Consider the following 14,855-nt stretch of genomic DNA (forward strand, 5'->3'; position numbering starts at 1 on the left):
AACTATAAATTTTTCAGAAGGGTGTGTTGAAAAATTCCACAACCTGTAAATGATTGCTATACGATTCCTCCAAGTGAAGCTCTGCTACTATGTGGTTTCGAATGTGAACTTTATTTGAAGCTTGAGTTGCTGCAAAAAACTGGAACCTTTAAGCCAAGAGGTGTTCTTACAGTTATGAGCAGTCTTTCCAATGAACAACTTAATAAAGGAGTGACTGCTGTCAGCGCAGGTAATCACGCTATTGCAGTTGCTTATGGGGCTCAGCTTTTTGGCTCAAGTGCAAAAGTTGTAATGCCAAAAACAGCTAATTCTTTTAGAGTTAAACGGTGTGAAGAATTAGGAGCAGAAGTTATTTTGTGTCAAGATATACAAGAGGCTTTCAAAACTGTACAGCGAATTCAAGACGAGGAACAACGTTATTTTGTTCATCCTTTTGACGGTCCTCTTGTCGCTTTGGGAACAGCAACTCTTGGAGTTGAATTTGTACAGCAAGCCCCAACAATGGAGATTGCTGTTATCTCAATAGGAGGTGGAGGATTAGCTGCTGGCGCTGGTTCGGCAATTAAACAAATGCTCCCTAAATGTCGTATTTTTGGTGTTGAACCAGAAGGGGCTAACACGATGTATAGGAGCTTCCAATCTGGAAAACCAGAAACTATTTCAAAAATTAATACGATAGCAGATAGCCTAGGGGCTCCATCTACCATGCAGTATAGCTTTTCCGTATGTAGAACATTTTTAGAATCGATAGTAACAGTCTCGGATGAACAACTTGCTAGAGCGATGGCGTTGATGTTTGAAAGATTAAAATTGGTTGCAGAACCCGCTGCTGCTGCTGCCCTAGCGGCCGTTTGTGGTCCGCTACGTGAGCAGGTGGAAGGTAAAAAAGTAGGCATTGTAATTTGTGGAAGTAATATTGATTTTCAGACATTTTCATCAATTCTTGCACAACATGGTTTATCCAAGAGCTATATAGCTTTGGAGAATAAAACCTGAAGAGAAGGTTGGAACCGAGAGGAGTATTCCGGCGAGGTGGAGTGTGGTCGAATCACGGGCTGGATAGCCACCACGCCGGAAAGGCGTTGCCGCCCGACAAAAAACCCGCCATGCGGGTCAGTAATCCACCCGAAAGGTCGGACTGTCTTCCGGCCGATGTTTCCGCTTGTCATACAGGCGCGTGGTGGAGACATTGGCATGTCCCAACCACTCCTGCACCTTAGCAATATCAGCGTTGTGCTCCAGAGACATATGCCGTTATTACGGGCCAGATTTTAGATAAGGTCACTAAACGAGTGGATCTTGAGCTTAAATTTATGCGAAGAAGCCCATTCATTTTTAATAGCATCTGCTTCATTTACAGTAATGAGTCCAGATTTGATCATAGACACCATCAAGTCTTCAGTGGTGACGATGCTAATCGTAGGGCAGGAGAGGCGAGCTTGCTTTATCGCTTTTTTGTCGTCAATTGCCAAGGTGTAACTGCGATGAAGAGCAACAGCGATACAAGCACATTCACCGTTACCGAAACTTTCAAGTTTAGTCAACTTGGCGAATGTTTCAACTTCTTCTGGATCGATCACCGAAATTTCTTCAAGAATGCCTTGCTCTAATGCTTCTTTTAGGCGAGAAAATTGTTCCTGGTAGTGTTCTGTAATTTCTTGCCGTACATGATCTGTGATTAAAAAGCGGCATGAGTGCCGCTTGATCAGGTCCATACGGCCTATTGCAAGGAAGTTGATGAGCACCGAGGTATCAGCAATAACAATAGGCGATAGACCTTCCACTAACAGCACTCCAGTAACTAATCTTCCTTGACGGCTTCAGCAAGCTCAATCAGCTTGCGTCCAGGTAATTCCAGCTTCTTGCTGAGATCGAGAAGCTTGCCCCGAGAAATCTCTTCCCGGCGATACGCTTCAATGGCAAGGTGAACGATTTGACTCTTCAATTCGCGATCTTGCCGTTCTCTGCTTTCGGGCTTATCGAGATCATCCAACATTCTTAGGAAGTCGAGAAATCCTTTCCCTTCCGATTCGCGCTCTAGCAGTTTGGCACATTCTGGTTGTGAAACTAGGTTCAGGCTCCTTAGCCGGTAAGTAGCGGCTTGGTAGCTCACCCCGAAGTGATGAGCCAGCAGTGCCGCATCCTGATGAGTAATGGCCTGAGACCCCGGAACAGGCCGAGTTTGGGTATCAATCCGCCCCTCAGTCGCTACGTCGAAAATCGTTTGTTCATATCGGCTAGGCAATCCTTTATCGAGAGAGCGTAGGAACTCCGTTACTCCTTCTCCGGGCATCAGCAAAGCAGCGGCAAAAGCGTTTGCTCGCTTCTCAATCAGTTCGGAAGCATTATCGCGAGTCGAGACTGTGGCCGTGCGATCCCGGTCGAGTAGGGCATGGGCGTACTCATGAGCGTAAGAAAAGCGCTTGCGCCCCTGAACATGGTCAAAATTGACGAGGATCGCCATGCCGATGGAGGTATGGCGCAGAAACAGGCCGGACATTTCATCAGGCAAGTTGACGCCAGAGGACCAGATTCCTTGGTCCGAGATCAATTCTCCCATGTTGGCAATGGGCGTCTGACCCAAGCCAAGCCGCTTCCGCTCTTGGAGAGCCACTTGCTCACCTTGCCGAACGGCTTCACTGGCCGTGCGTGGCGCGGGCAAGTTATAGGCGGGCGGGCCGCTTCGGGGGGATCGGCCCAATAATTTTTCCAGCGAGCAACCTTCCCGACAGAGGCTCAGGCACCGCTCTACCTGTTCTTTGATATCCGAACGGGTATCGAGGCCCGGAGCCAACCGATGCAGCGCGACCAGTAAATCATCTTCGTGAAGCGGTTGTTCGCCGAAGAAATCAGCTACAGGCTGTTTGTACAACTCCGCAAGTTGGGCCAGTTCCAGGGTTGAGACGGCACGATTGCCCGCCTCAAGTTGCGTGACCGCCGTTCGCGGTATGCCGATGGAATCAGCCGCAACTTGTTGACTCAATCCGCAGTTTTCCCTTGCTTCGCGCAGCCTCCTTCCGAGGGTGTGTGGGTTGAAGGACATGGTTTTTGCTCTCCCGCTTGGGTTTTGGTTGCGATGACTTCGCTCCCTGAGTTTGTTCTTTAGTCCTATTATGGGCACCAAAGAACAAAAAAGGCAAAATAATACTTGTTTGTTTGATATTCGCACTATAGAATAAGCTTGCGAGAATGATCGCAAATTTAAAATTTATATATTTTTCAAATATATGAGGTGATTTTATGGCGAAGAAAAGCAACAGCGAAGTGACGAGTAAGAAAGCAGCTTCCGCAGCGGGTAGAGTTTTGAGCAATCCGAAGGCAAGCAAGGATGCGAAGAGCGCAGCCGGATCGGCCCTGACTCAGCGGCCCAGTCGCGGCAAGAAGTGAGGTGATGTACGATGATTGATATTTCTTTTGAAATTAATGGGCGGCGGGTAGATCCTCATCGGATGCAAGACGCACTCGAAGGGGCTGTTCTCCAATCTGTTAAGGAGAAGATAACTTCTAAGATCCGAAATATCAGAGATCAAAAAACTGGATTGCCCCCGAAGATTCGAGTTAAAGGGACGAGCATTAGAAACCTTTCATTTGATATTGAAGGCTCAGAAGAAGTGATAAAGCTTGTGAAAGAGAAGCTGAAATAAAAAAGAGAACGGCCTGTCCAGAGACCGGATGAACGATCAGATACGTTAGCGGCTGGCTGAAGGTTCTTCAACAGGACCACCGGGCACTGGTCAAGGCGGCAAGCCTTGCGCAGAAGGCGTTTGAGTATCTCTACGCTCTGGTGGAAAGCGAGAAGGTGGAGGAACCGGCAGCCGAGCGATTAGCGGCTTGAGAGAGGTTTAGCCAGTGAGACCAAGGATCGTGCTCACTGGCGGAAAAGGGTTAAGCAGGAAGCAGGGCAGCCGCGTCTCTATGGTTACTGCACAGGTTCTACAAATGGAGAGCACTGCGATGGAGAGCACTGCGAGGCTAGTTTTACAAGCTACTTCTCTTTCCCTGTCAGCCAAGCCGTAATTTGTTCTTGTTGGGGTATCCTACCACTATGCACCACTTTACCGTCGATAGCGACAGCGGGTGTACTCATAACCCCCATCGCAACAATCTGTTGCATGTCATGCACTTTTTCAAGCTCGACTGGCACACCTAGCTGATGGGCTGTTTGCTGAATCAGCTTCTCAGTCAGTTCACATTTACTGCATCCCTTACCCAGCACCTGAATTTTCATGTATCTTCTCCTCTTTTATAGAACAGCATTAAACACGTATCCAACCAGGAGAATTCCGCTCCCCACTACGGTGACGAAGATCGCGATCAGTTTGGGTTTCAAAACCTTGCGCAAGATAATCATTTCGGGCAGTGACAAAGCAATGACCGACATCATGAAGGCCAAGACCGTACCGAGCGCGGCTCCCTTGCCCAACAACGCCTCGACAACAGGAATAATGCCCGCTGCATTCGAGTACATCGGGATGCCAATAATGACCGCAAGCGGAACCGACCACCAAGTCTCCTTGCCCATCAGGCTAGCCATGAAGTTTTCCGGCACATAGCCGTGAATCCCAGCGCCGACACCAATACCGAGTAAGAGATAAGGCCAGACTTTGCCGACAATATCACTAACTGCCTCATAGCCCGCAGCGAAACGCTCTGTCCAAGTTAATCCAACAGCGTTGTCTTCAGCAGCTACCCTTGGCATTTCAAGCACCCAGTCTTCAACCAGATGCTCCAGTTGCAACCGACCGATAACGATACCCGATACGATAGCCACCAATAATCCAAGCGTGAGGTAGAGCAGCGCGATTTTCCAGCCAAAGAGACCAAACAGCAGCGCTAGGGCGATCTCATTGACCATTGGCGCTGAAATGAGAAACGATAAAGTCACGCCCAAGGGAACACCCGCCGTCAAGAAGCCGATGAAAAGCGGTACCGCCGAACAGGAGCAAAACGGTGTCACGATGCCGAGCATCGCCGCCGGAATGTTGCTCCAAACCCCACCCTGTCGCGCCAAGATCGACCGCGTGCGCTCTGGAGAAAAAAAAGTGCGCACGACGCCCATGACAAACACGACCAAGGTCAGCAGGAGTAGTACCTTGGGCACTTCGTAGAGAAAGAAGTACACCGCTTCTCCGGCCATCGTCTGCCGTTCCAGCGGGACCAGCTTAAAAAACGACTCCGCCAAGGGCACGAGACTTGAGTAGATGAGCACCCAAACCGTCAGAAGCAGTAAGGCGAGGCTGACAGTTCTATAGATAGGTGAGATGCCCGTTGGGTTGGCTATATCGCTTGACGCTGTTGCACAACAATGATTGGGGTCGCGCAGGGTCGGTTCCATACGAAACAGCTCACTATAAAAGCGGGCACTGAATGCTTTTAGTTTGTTTAGTCGCAACATCGGGAATCCCCTTTTGATTCACAACACGCCGTGCTTTCAGGCATGGCCGGTGTGCAGCAAGCAGTCCTCTTGCTGGGTTTTTCGTTCAGGCGGTCTTCACCGTAGACCGGTGCTTCTCCCAAGCTATAAAAAGTCTCCCAAGGCAAGCCTTGAGGATCGGTGATCCAGGATTTCTCGGATCGGGCATAGCAGCAGACCGTCTGCCCTTGCTCCAAGACAGGACGCCCGGCCTGTTTCAGGCGGCTATACACTTCCTTCAGTTCAGTCTCGTCTTCAACCTGCATACCCAGATGATCCAAACCGAGGGTCTGGCTGCGCGTGCTGATAGCAAAATTCACACGGGGATCGTCTAACATCCACTTGGCATAATCGTCCTTCAACACCGACGGTTCAGCGGCAAAGAGGGTCGAATAAAAGCGGACCGATTCCGCCAGGTCTTTCACACTAACGTGGACATGAAAACGTTTCATAGGGGTTCCTCATTTCAAACAACTCATACTCCACTCACAGGAACCCGGCGTTCATACCAAGTTCGACTGCTATTAACGATCCTCACTACGGAGAGCATCACGGGGACTTCGATCAATACGCCCACCACCGTAGCCAGTGCCGCCCCCGATTCAAAGCCGAACAGACTAATGGCTGTTGCTACCGCCAGTTCAAAGAAGTTGCTGGCTCCAATCAAAGCCGATGGTCCCGCTACACAATGGGCTTCTCCAATAGTTCGGTTGAGTAGATAGGCCAACGCTGAGTTAAAATACACTTGAATGAGAATAGGCACGGCGAGCATGGCGATGATAAGCGGTTGCTTGAGAATTTGCTCACCTTGAAAACCGAATAACAACACTAAGGTAACCAACAAAGCGGTTAGAGAAAGCGGTTGCAAACGATGTAAGAGTGTCTGTAAAGCTGCTTTTCCACTGCGTTGCAATAAGTAATATCGCCACACTTGCGATAAGAGTACCGGGATGACGATGTAGAGCATGACCGACAAGAACAGTGTATCCCAAGGCACAGTGATTGCGGATAACCCCAAGAGCAAGCCGACCAATGGCGCAAAAGCGATCACCATAATGGTATCGTTCAGGGCCACCTGAGTAAGCGTAAAATGCGGTTCACCATTACACAGATTGCTCCACACAAACACCATCGCCGTGCAGGGTGCCGCCGCCAGCAGGATCAGACCGGCGATATAGGAATCCAGTTGTTCTGCGGGCAAGAAGGGCGCAAAAACGCCCCGGATAAACAGCCAACCAAGCAAGGCCATCGAAAATGGCTTGACCGCCCAATTCACGAACAGGGTGACCCCGATCCCTTTCCAGTGCTCACGCACTCCAGCCAAGGCCGAAAAATCGATCTTGAGCAGCATGGGGATGATCATCAGCCAGATCAGCAGAGCTACCGGGAGGTTGACTTTGGCCAGTTCCAAACCCCCGATCAACTGGAAAGGTTGGGGGAGAATCGAACCGATACCGATACCGACCAGAATGCACAGGAACACCCAGAGCGTTAAGTAACGCTCGAAGACTCCCATGGGTTTCCCTGTTCCCTGCTGAATGATGACCTCACCTTGCGCACTCATAATTATTCCTTTGGTTATTCCGGCAGGAGCTGTCCAACCCGGTCGAGTTCCTGTTTAAGCTTGATCGTGTCCAACGAGCGGAGGGGTAGGCTCACGAAAATCTTGATGCGGTTTTCGAGCACTCGGAATGCTTCGCGGAACGCCTGCATTTTCTCTATCTCGCTTCCTTCCATCGCCGCCGGATCGTCAACCCCCCAGTGAGCGGTCATGGGTTGACCCGGCCACACCGGGCAAATTTCACCAGCGGCATTACCACAAACGGTGAACACAAAATCCATCTTGGGCGCACCGGGTACGGCAAACTCATCCCAACTCTTGCTGCGCAAGCCTTCCGTGGGGAAGTCGTGTCGTTGCAACAGTTCTAAGGCCAGCGGGTTGACCTTACCCGCCGGATGACTGCCCGCGCTGTAAGCGCGAAAACGGCCTTGCCCCCACTGGTTGAGCAGAGCTTCCGCCAGGATGCTGCGGGCGGAGTTGCCGGTACACAGAAACAAAGCGTTAAAAACTGGATCGCTCATCGTCTTCCTCTCAGGGATGATTCCAAACCATGCCCTAGGGCGAGTTCGGAGGGGTGGGAGTTATGTAGCTTGTCGTATTCGCAAAGCGTGGCGCAGTGCCCCGGATCGCCGGCGCAACAGTTCTCGGTCAGGTAGGCCAACAGGCTGTTCATCTTGGCAAAGTGCGCGGCGTAGATGAGGGAGCGGCTCTGGCGTTTGCGTTCCACCAACCCCGCGTGCTGGAGAGTTTTGAGATGAAAAGACAGCGTAGCGGGAGGTAGCGCCAATTGTTCTCCAATCTGCCCAGCCGGCACCCCTTCCGGCCCGATCTGGACGAGATAACGGAAAATATCGAGACGAGTCTCTTGAGAGAGCGCGTTTAAGGCGGTAAGGGCATCTAGTTTTTCCATATTTTCATTATTATGGAATAATAGAAGTATGTCAACCCCTAAGAAAGATTACTAGCAACCTGTCAAGTTATTAGTTTAATATGTTGATTATAAAAGACTAATTTTTATTATACGCAGAAACTTTCAGGTTCGGCGACATGAATTACAAGTCGTTACACCTAGTAATCCACCCGAAAGGTCGGACTGTCTTCCGGTCGATTTTTCCGCTTATCGTAGAGGCGCGTGGTGGAGACATTGGCGTGCCCCAACCACTCCTGGTATAGAAAAAACTTCCAGGTTATTTCCGCAGCAACCTTAACCCATTGCCGACTACCAGCAAGCTGGCACCCATGTCAGCGAAGACCGCCATCCACATGGTGGCCTGGCCAGTGAAAGTCAGCACCAAGAACACTGCCTTGATGCCCAGTGCCAGCGCGATGTTCTGTTTCAATATGCTTGCGGTGGCTTGGGACAGTCGCACAAAGGTAGGAATTTTGCGCAGGTCGTCATCCATCAGCGCCACGTCGGCGGTTTCAATAGCCGTATCAGTACCGGCCGCACCCATTGCAAAACCAATGTCGGCGCGCGCCAGCGCCGGCGCATCGTTGATGCCGTCGCCAACCATGCCGATCTTGCCATCCACGGACAGCCGCTCCACCTCACGCTGCTTATCCTCCGGCAACAGGTTACCCTGAGCGCAGTCGATACCCACCTGACCGGCAATCGCCTCAGCGGTATGCGGGTTGTCGCCGGTCAACATCATGGTCTTCACTCCCAGTGCGTGCAGTTCGGCGATAGCGTGCCGACTACTCTCCTTGACCGTATCGGCGACCGCGAACAGGGCTTGCACACCAGCTTCACCGACCAGCATCACCACGGTCTTGCCTTGGGCTTCAAGCGCTGAGAGACGGGCCTCCAAGTCCGGCGAGCAGACTCCACGGTCCTCGACCATGCGGTGATTACCCACGTAATAAGTTACGCCGCCAATACGGCCGCGTACCCCACGCCCCGGCAATGCGGCAAAGTCGCTCACATCGCGCAGCGCCACCCCACCCACTTGCGCGGCCAGCGCTACCGCCTTGGAGACCGGATGGTCAGAGCGTATGGCCAGGCTTGCGGCGAGCACCCGAGATTCAGCCGGGTCGGCGTCGCCCCAGACCGCGAAGTCGGTCTGGACCGGCTTGCCGTGCGTAATCGTGCCGGTCTTGTCGAGCGCCAGCCACTTGAGCTTGTGACCTTCTTCCAGATACGCCCCGCCTTTGATGAGGATGCCGTGCCGTGCGGCAGCAGCCAGGCCGCTGACGATGCTTACTGGCGTAGAGATCACCAAGGCGCAGGGGCACGCGATCACCAGCAATACCAATGCCTTGTAGACCCAGGTCAACCAAGGCGCACCGAGCATTAACGGGGGCAGGACCGCCACCGCTAGCGCCACCGCGAACACGAGGGGCGTGTACACGCGGGCAAACTGGTCAACGAAGCGCTGTGTTGGCGCGCGGCTGCCTTGTGCGGCCTCCACCGCGTGAATGATGCGCGCCAGGGTGGAATTGTTTGCGGCGGCCGTCACACGATATTCGAAGGAGCCGGATTGGTTGATCGTACCGGCGAACACCGGATCGCCCTCGCCCTTCTCGACCGGCAAGCTCTCGCCCGTTATGGGGGCCTGATTGATCGTGGAGCGGCCCTGTACCACCTTGCCATCGAGGGCAATCCGTTCGCCAGGTTTAACGCGAATCCGGCTACCGATTGCCACTGTCTTGGCGTCAACGTCGGCCCAACTCCCGTCGGCTTGCTGGACAGTGGCCGTTTCCGGGGCCAGGTTCATCAGGCCGTGAATCGCGTTGCGGGCGCGGTCGAGCGATTTGGCTTCGATGACTTCGGCCAGCGCAAATAGGACCATCACCATCGCCGCTTCGGGCCAATGCCCGATCAGCATTGCACCGGTGACCGCAATCGACATCAGCGCATTGATATTTAGGTTGCGGTTCCTGAGCGCGATCCAGCCCTTCTTATAGGTGGATAGACCACCGGTGAAGATGGCGACCAATGCCAGTACGATGACCACTCCATGGTTGCCGCCGTTCAGCCAGGACACTACTTCCGCCAAGGTGGCCGTGAGGCCCGACACCGCGAGCGGCCACCAGTGGGTAGGGGAGGGATCCGGCGCGGGCGGATTGGTGAGAGCCGCTGCGTCCTGCACTTCGGCCTCAAAACCCAGCGACCTCAAGGCCGCAAGCACTCCCGGCAGCGCATCGGGCGCATGGGTGACCCGCAACGTGCGTTGCACCAGGTTGAAGTCAAGTTCCGCTACTCCGGGCAGTTTCGACAGCTTGTCACGAATCAGTGCTTCTTCGGTGGGACAATCCATGTTTTCGATGCGGTAGAGCACCCGTGTCAACCGGGCGTCAGCCGTTTTCGGTTCCGATAACGTAATTGGGGTGGCCGCGCAACCGCAGCCGTTTGAACGACACTCACTCATAGCAACTCCTAGTCTTAAATCGTTAGGTGTTGACGATTTAAGACCCTGTAGTTACTATAGAGTCAAGTATTTTTTTAAGGAAAACATGAATATCAAGATCGGCGAGCTCGCCAAGCACACCGACTGCCAAGTCGAAACTATCCGCTACTACGAAAAAGAGGGTCTGTTGCCAAAGCCCATGCGCAGCCGAGGCAATTACCGGCTGTATGGCGAAGCGCATGTGGAACGCCTACAATTCATCCGCCACTGCCGCTCTCTGGATATGACACTCAGTGAAGTGCGGGCCTTGCTGAGATACCGGGATATCCCGGATCAAGATTGCAGCGTGGTCGATGTACTACTAGACGAGCACCTCCATCAGGTGGATATCCGCATCGAAGAGCTATTACAGTTGAAGCGGCACTTGGTTGCGTTGCGCGAAAAATGCTCTGGGGCAAGAGCCACGGAGTCGTGCGGCATTCTGCAAGGTCTGTCAGACGGTACTTGCCATATCATCTCTTCGGATGACACACCATTTAGTTGAACTCTCTGTGATCTTACTCAAATGATGACGGGAAATGTCCATGAAATACGTCGTTGAAACGAGCAAGTCTGTAGAGCAAGCTGTAGCGGACTTGCAAGCAGCGGTGACACGGCATAAGTTCGGCGTGCTACATATTCACAACCTTCAGGAAACGCTCAAGAAGAAGGGTGTGGACTTTCCCAACGCCTGCCAGATTCTTGAAATTTGCAATCCACAGAATGCTAAGGATGTGTTGACGGAGGACATGGAATTGAATATGGCGTTGCCATGTCGTGTCTCCGTTTATTCCAAAAAAGGAAAGACCAAGATTGGCATGATACGCCCCGCTGCCATGCTGAAATCATTGTCCAACTCTCCAAAGCTGGCGCAGATTGCCAAAGAAGTGGAAGACGCGATCATCGTCATGATCAGCGAGGCAAAGTAACTCTCTTTCATACGGGTATAATTAATTCCCTGCTTTTGTCCCCCTATAGTCAGTAAACCCGCCATGCGGGTCAGTAATCCACCCGAAAGGTCGGACTGTCTTCCGGCCGATGTTTCCGCTTGTCATACAGGCGCGTGGTGGAGACATTGGCATGTCCCAACCACTCCTGCACCTTAGCAATATCAGCGTTGTGCTCCAAGGCATTAGTAGCGGCGGTAGCTCGTAGCGAATGAACGCAGAAGCCGTGAACATCCGCATTTATCCCGACCTGCTTGCCGTAGCGCCGAACCACTTCCTGGTAGACCGAAGCCGGGTTCAGCGGCTTGTTCAGTGTTCCGGTAGAGTTGTTCTTCACCGGACGAAACAGCGGTCCCTGAAGGTCATCACCATGCCCAGCCACCTCCAGATACTCTTTGACCAGCCGCGCCGCTTTCGCGGCCACCGGCACGAAACGAATTTTGTCGCCCTTGCCTTCAATCCGTAGATGCAGCACGCCTTCCCGCTGCTGGAGATCACGGACCCGCAGCGTGCAGAGTTCTTCCCGGCGCAGGCCGTGATAGAGCAGCGTGGCGAGGATTGCCCGATCCCGCCGGCCCTTCAACGTGTTGGCGGGCGGTGCATCCAATAAGGCCCGCGCTTGGGCATCGCCCAAAGCTGGCGTCAGCCCTTCATTGTTGTTGGCCTTGGGTCGCTTCACACCATCTACCGGATTGTGCGTGATCGCGTTCTGTTCGCAGAGGTGATCAAAGAGCGAAGAGAGCGCCGAGAGCTTGCGCCGGATCGTAGACGGCGCGAGTTCGCGCCGCTCCAAATCTTTGCGCCAAGCGATGAAGTGCGCGCGGGTGACGATCCGAAATTCTTCCGGGCGGACGATCCCGACGAAGGCGGTGAAGTCCTTCACGTCTTGCTGATAGGCCCGACGGGTTTTGGCGTTCGCGATGTTCGCGAACCATTCCAACTCGGGCGGCACATCGGCCAAGCCCTGGAATTCCGCAGCGGTCAGGACGCGGATGGAGAGGCTCCCAGGAGTCACAGAGCCATCAAGAGCTACGGCCTGTTCCGGCCCCGGCAGCATTAGGAGCAATTCGCCCTGAGTCGTGGCGGTAATGGTCTTGGATTGACGGGGTGTTTTGCTCATGTTCCCACCCTACCCTGGGTTTTCCTTTTACACAACATAAAATAGATTATCATGTGTAAAGAAGAAAGTGAGAGGGAGGGGGAAACCAAGCGGGAAGCTGGCCGAATCGGGAGGCTCCCCCGGCAGAAAATCCACAAAGCGAGTTATCTTCTTGCTCCCAAAATGGGAACATGATATGTTGACAAGATGAGAATCATTTCACGGAAGATACTGCAAGAGTTTTGGCGAACCCACGCCGACGCGGAACAGCCCCTCAAGGCTTGGTTCAAAGCGGCGGAACTGGCCGACTGGTCAACCCCGCAGGCGGTCAAAGCCGATTATGGCAATGCCAGTCTGCTGCAAGACAACCGCGTGTGTTTCAACATTGCCGGGAATAAATATCGGTTGATTGTGAAAATCAATTATCCCTATCGGGTCATTTACATCCGGTTTATTGGCACACACGGAGATTACGACAAGATTGACGCAAACCAGATTTGAGAATCATGAGCATGGATATTAAACCTATTAAAACCGAATTAGATTATCAAGCCGCCCTCAAAGAGATCGAGGTATTGATGGACGCATATCCAGAGACTCCAGAAGGAGATCGTTTGGATGTGATGACGACTCTCGTTGAAGCGTTTGAAGCGAAACACTATCCTATTGAGGCTCCCGATCCAATTGAAGCCATCCTGCATCGCATGGAAGCTCTAGGAATAGATCGTAGAGACTTAGAGAAAATGATAGGCACGCGAGCACGAGTTTCTGAAGTCTTAAATCGTAAACGCCCGCTGACCATCAGCATGATTCGCCGGATAAGCGATAAAATGCACATTTCCGCCAATGTGCTCATCCGGCCTTACCGGCTTCAGGCAGAAGTTAAATAAAATCTAAGGTTGTTAATTGAGCGAGGAGGCGTTTTCCGATTGGCTAAGGAGTAACACAGAGCAATTACGGTAGCTTTTATGAATAGAAAGATCGATAGTATTAGTCCGACACTTTACTAATATCCAAGGCAGGCCAAAAGGCAGAGTTTATTTCAACTATAAGGTTACTCATCCCGATTTTTTTCGTTAAACCGCGCAATAATTTTATGTCATAGTTAAAATTGTAAATGTATTTTACCTCATTTTTTTGGTTGACTACTCCCAAAAAACCATACCAGAAAAGAAGATTAATTATATGATCTGTATTGCTTTCTTGAATATCAAACTCTAGTAGAAATGTTTTCACTTCTTCTATAGTTAGCCTTCTTTTTGAACCAATAAAGGCATAAAGTATATCATTAGCCTCCGGGAATACATCTCTTATTTCATAGCTAATATCGACCAATAAATCCGTTGAATATTGTGATAAACCTTTCGATATATCATCCTCAGTAATCCGATCATGCCCTAGATTTACTGCATAACTCTTGGAGTGTTGTAAAATGTCCAGGAGGCAACGTGGTCTCATCAGCGACCGTTCTATTAGATGTTGAGAGCTTTCTTCACCTTGTATATGAGTAATGCATAATTTCGGCCACACATTGTCAAACGATGAATCGTTATTTGCAACACCGCTATATAAAAGCCGCTTGCGAACTAGCTCTCTAAGCAAATCAGGGTCAGTCCAATCGAGTAAAACTTTAGCTTCCTTTCCTCTATCTGGTGTCTCATCTACTAGAAGTTCATAAATATCGTTTCTGAGAAACACTATGGTGTGACAGTCAATATTACTTTTTCGGAGATCCCGCTCGATTTTTCTTGTAGCCTCAAGAAGAGAACGAATGATGATGAGATCTTCCTTTTGGACACCATGAGTAGGCCAGCCTTTATCCAAATTATCGAAAAGTAACCATAAGGAATCTTTAAATTTTAGGTAATTTTCTACTTGAGAACGTAGCTTCGCTACGTCATGACAGTACAAGAGATTCGTAATATCTGCTTGTTGGAGAACACTTTTGTGAGGATCTTTGCATGTTGCATTGTAGTTATCAGTTATCTCACTGATTAGCTTGGTCATGCGTTCGGAAAAATCGCCTTCACCTACGTATTCATCACTTTCGTAAAGCTCTGATAATCTTCTATATGGTTCATACAGTCTGTGATCTCGCGTGTGGGGAACTTTGTCTTTTTCGAGGAGTTTATAGCAAACTTCAAGTAAAAGCAGGTATTCCCAGAAAGCTGTTATTACGTGATAAACAGTTCCTTCCGTTAGCAAAGAAAGGACAGTTTCTTTAAACTTCAGAAGCTTGTAACCTTCTGGTTTTAGATCAATCACTATGTTTTTTTTGTTTTTTCTAACGTAGTCTCGTAGTTGCGCGAAAAGAGCTGTCTTTCCAGATCCTTTTCTACCAACCACAATTCGAGCTTCTCCTCTTTGCGCTCTTTGAAACGCATCGGTTTGTAAATATAGCAATCATTTACAGGTTGTGGAATTTTTCAACACACCCTTCTGAAAAATT

At 50.9% G+C, this 14,855-nt stretch carries 17 protein-coding genes and 2 pseudogenes; 6 read left to right on the plus strand and 13 right to left on the minus strand.

Annotated elements, in window-relative coordinates; all coding sequences use genetic code 11:
- The first annotated feature begins 81 nt into the window (after window positions 1-81).
- Window positions 82-996, plus strand: a complete 915-nt coding sequence (locus BN874_RS23300; protein WP_268258814.1) for a threonine ammonia-lyase — start codon at window positions 82-84, stop codon at window positions 994-996.
- A gap of 117 nt (window positions 997-1,113) precedes the next feature.
- Here the strand turns inward: BN874_RS23300 and BN874_RS24205 are convergent.
- The 3 genes and pseudogenes from BN874_RS24205 to BN874_RS04515 all read right to left on the minus strand — a co-directional run.
- Window positions 1,114-1,245: pseudogene (locus tag BN874_RS24205) on the minus strand (tyrosine-type recombinase/integrase); the annotation flags it as partial.
- A gap of 26 nt (window positions 1,246-1,271) precedes the next feature.
- Window positions 1,272-1,784: a PIN domain-containing protein gene (locus BN874_RS04510; protein ID WP_034431132.1), complete on the minus strand. Its 513-nt coding sequence runs from the start codon at window positions 1,782-1,784 to the stop codon at window positions 1,272-1,274.
- Between the two features lie 17 nt (window positions 1,785-1,801).
- Window positions 1,802-3,043, minus strand: a complete 1,242-nt coding sequence (locus BN874_RS04515; protein WP_034431134.1) for a helix-turn-helix domain-containing protein — start codon at window positions 3,041-3,043, stop codon at window positions 1,802-1,804.
- Between the two features lie 355 nt (window positions 3,044-3,398).
- Between BN874_RS04515 and BN874_RS04520 the strand changes: the two genes are divergently transcribed.
- The gene (locus BN874_RS04520) at window positions 3,399-3,644 is read left to right on the plus strand and encodes a hypothetical protein (protein ID WP_034431135.1); all 246 of its coding nucleotides are present in this window, start codon (window positions 3,399-3,401) and stop codon (window positions 3,642-3,644) included.
- 341 nt (window positions 3,645-3,985) lie between these two features.
- Here the strand turns inward: BN874_RS04520 and BN874_RS04525 are convergent, their stop codons facing one another.
- The 8 genes and pseudogenes from BN874_RS04525 to BN874_RS04555 all read right to left on the minus strand — a co-directional run bounded on the left by BN874_RS04525 (window position 3,986) and on the right by BN874_RS04555 (window position 10,342).
- On the minus strand, window positions 3,986-4,228 hold the full coding sequence (locus tag BN874_RS04525; RefSeq protein WP_034431136.1) for a thioredoxin family protein: 243 nt from the start codon (window positions 4,226-4,228) through the stop codon (window positions 3,986-3,988).
- A gap of 15 nt (window positions 4,229-4,243) precedes the next feature.
- A complete protein-coding gene (locus BN874_RS04530; RefSeq protein ID WP_081756138.1) occupies window positions 4,244-5,335 on the minus strand; it encodes a permease in 1,092 nt (363 codons plus the stop codon).
- Window positions 5,336-5,382: 47 nt separating this feature from the next.
- Window positions 5,383-5,865: an ArsI/CadI family heavy metal resistance metalloenzyme gene (locus BN874_RS04535; RefSeq protein ID WP_034431137.1), complete on the minus strand. Its 483-nt coding sequence runs from the start codon at window positions 5,863-5,865 to the stop codon at window positions 5,383-5,385.
- 23 nt (window positions 5,866-5,888) lie between these two features.
- Window positions 5,889-6,977: an ACR3 family arsenite efflux transporter gene (arsB, locus tag BN874_RS04540; protein ID WP_420886103.1), complete on the minus strand. Its 1,089-nt coding sequence runs from the start codon at window positions 6,975-6,977 to the stop codon at window positions 5,889-5,891.
- A gap of 14 nt (window positions 6,978-6,991) precedes the next feature.
- On the minus strand, window positions 6,992-7,495 hold the full coding sequence (locus tag BN874_RS04545) for an arsenate reductase ArsC (RefSeq protein WP_034431138.1): 504 nt from the start codon (window positions 7,493-7,495) through the stop codon (window positions 6,992-6,994).
- Window positions 7,492-7,884, minus strand: coding sequence for an ArsR/SmtB family transcription factor (locus BN874_RS04550; RefSeq protein ID WP_051497415.1), 393 nt, complete (start codon window positions 7,882-7,884; stop codon window positions 7,492-7,494). Before BN874_RS04550 ends, BN874_RS04545 begins: the two co-directional genes overlap by 4 nt.
- Window positions 7,885-8,042: 158 nt before the next feature.
- A pseudogene (locus tag BN874_RS25360) lies at window positions 8,043-8,141 on the minus strand (tyrosine-type recombinase/integrase); the annotation flags it as partial.
- 20 nt (window positions 8,142-8,161) lie between these two features.
- On the minus strand, window positions 8,162-10,342 hold the full coding sequence (locus BN874_RS04555; RefSeq protein WP_034431140.1) for a heavy metal translocating P-type ATPase: 2,181 nt from the start codon (window positions 10,340-10,342) through the stop codon (window positions 8,162-8,164).
- 85 nt (window positions 10,343-10,427) lie between these two features.
- Between BN874_RS04555 and cadR the strand changes: the two genes are divergently transcribed.
- Window positions 10,428-10,865 (plus strand): Cd(II)/Pb(II)-responsive transcriptional regulator, encoded by a 438-nt coding sequence (gene cadR / locus BN874_RS04560; RefSeq protein ID WP_034431142.1) that lies wholly within the window; start codon window positions 10,428-10,430, stop codon window positions 10,863-10,865.
- A gap of 40 nt (window positions 10,866-10,905) precedes the next feature.
- Window positions 10,906-11,289 carry a DUF302 domain-containing protein gene (locus BN874_RS04565; RefSeq protein WP_034431143.1) on the plus strand — a complete coding sequence of 128 codons (384 nt, stop codon included), beginning with the start codon at window positions 10,906-10,908 and terminating at the stop codon, window positions 11,287-11,289.
- A 70-nt stretch (window positions 11,290-11,359) separates the two neighbouring features.
- On the opposite strand, the gene BN874_RS04570 is transcribed toward BN874_RS04565, so the two are convergent.
- On the minus strand, window positions 11,360-12,427 hold the full coding sequence (locus BN874_RS04570; RefSeq protein ID WP_230314328.1) for a tyrosine-type recombinase/integrase: 1,068 nt from the start codon (window positions 12,425-12,427) through the stop codon (window positions 11,360-11,362).
- 186 nt (window positions 12,428-12,613) lie between these two features.
- Here BN874_RS04570 and BN874_RS04575 point away from each other — a divergent pair, with 186 nt between their 5' ends.
- Together BN874_RS04575 and BN874_RS04580 are read left to right on the plus strand one after the other, a co-directional pair.
- Window positions 12,614-12,907 carry a type II toxin-antitoxin system HigB family toxin gene (locus tag BN874_RS04575; RefSeq protein ID WP_034431144.1) on the plus strand — a complete coding sequence of 98 codons (294 nt, stop codon included), beginning with the start codon at window positions 12,614-12,616 and terminating at the stop codon, window positions 12,905-12,907.
- Window positions 12,908-12,918: 11 nt separating this feature from the next.
- Window positions 12,919-13,296 carry a helix-turn-helix domain-containing protein gene (locus tag BN874_RS04580; RefSeq protein ID WP_034431145.1) on the plus strand — a complete coding sequence of 126 codons (378 nt, stop codon included), beginning with the start codon at window positions 12,919-12,921 and terminating at the stop codon, window positions 13,294-13,296.
- A 100-nt stretch (window positions 13,297-13,396) separates the two neighbouring features.
- Here BN874_RS04580 and BN874_RS04585 read toward each other — a convergent pair whose 3' ends face one another.
- A complete protein-coding gene (locus BN874_RS04585; protein WP_420886104.1) occupies window positions 13,397-14,809 on the minus strand; it encodes a P-loop ATPase, Sll1717 family in 1,413 nt (470 codons plus the stop codon).
- Window positions 14,810-14,855 lie beyond the last annotated feature (46 nt).

It is taken from the genome of Candidatus Contendobacter odensis Run_B_J11 (assembly GCF_000531125.1).
Classification (GTDB): Bacteria; Pseudomonadota; Gammaproteobacteria; order Competibacterales; family Competibacteraceae; genus Contendibacter; species Contendibacter odensensis.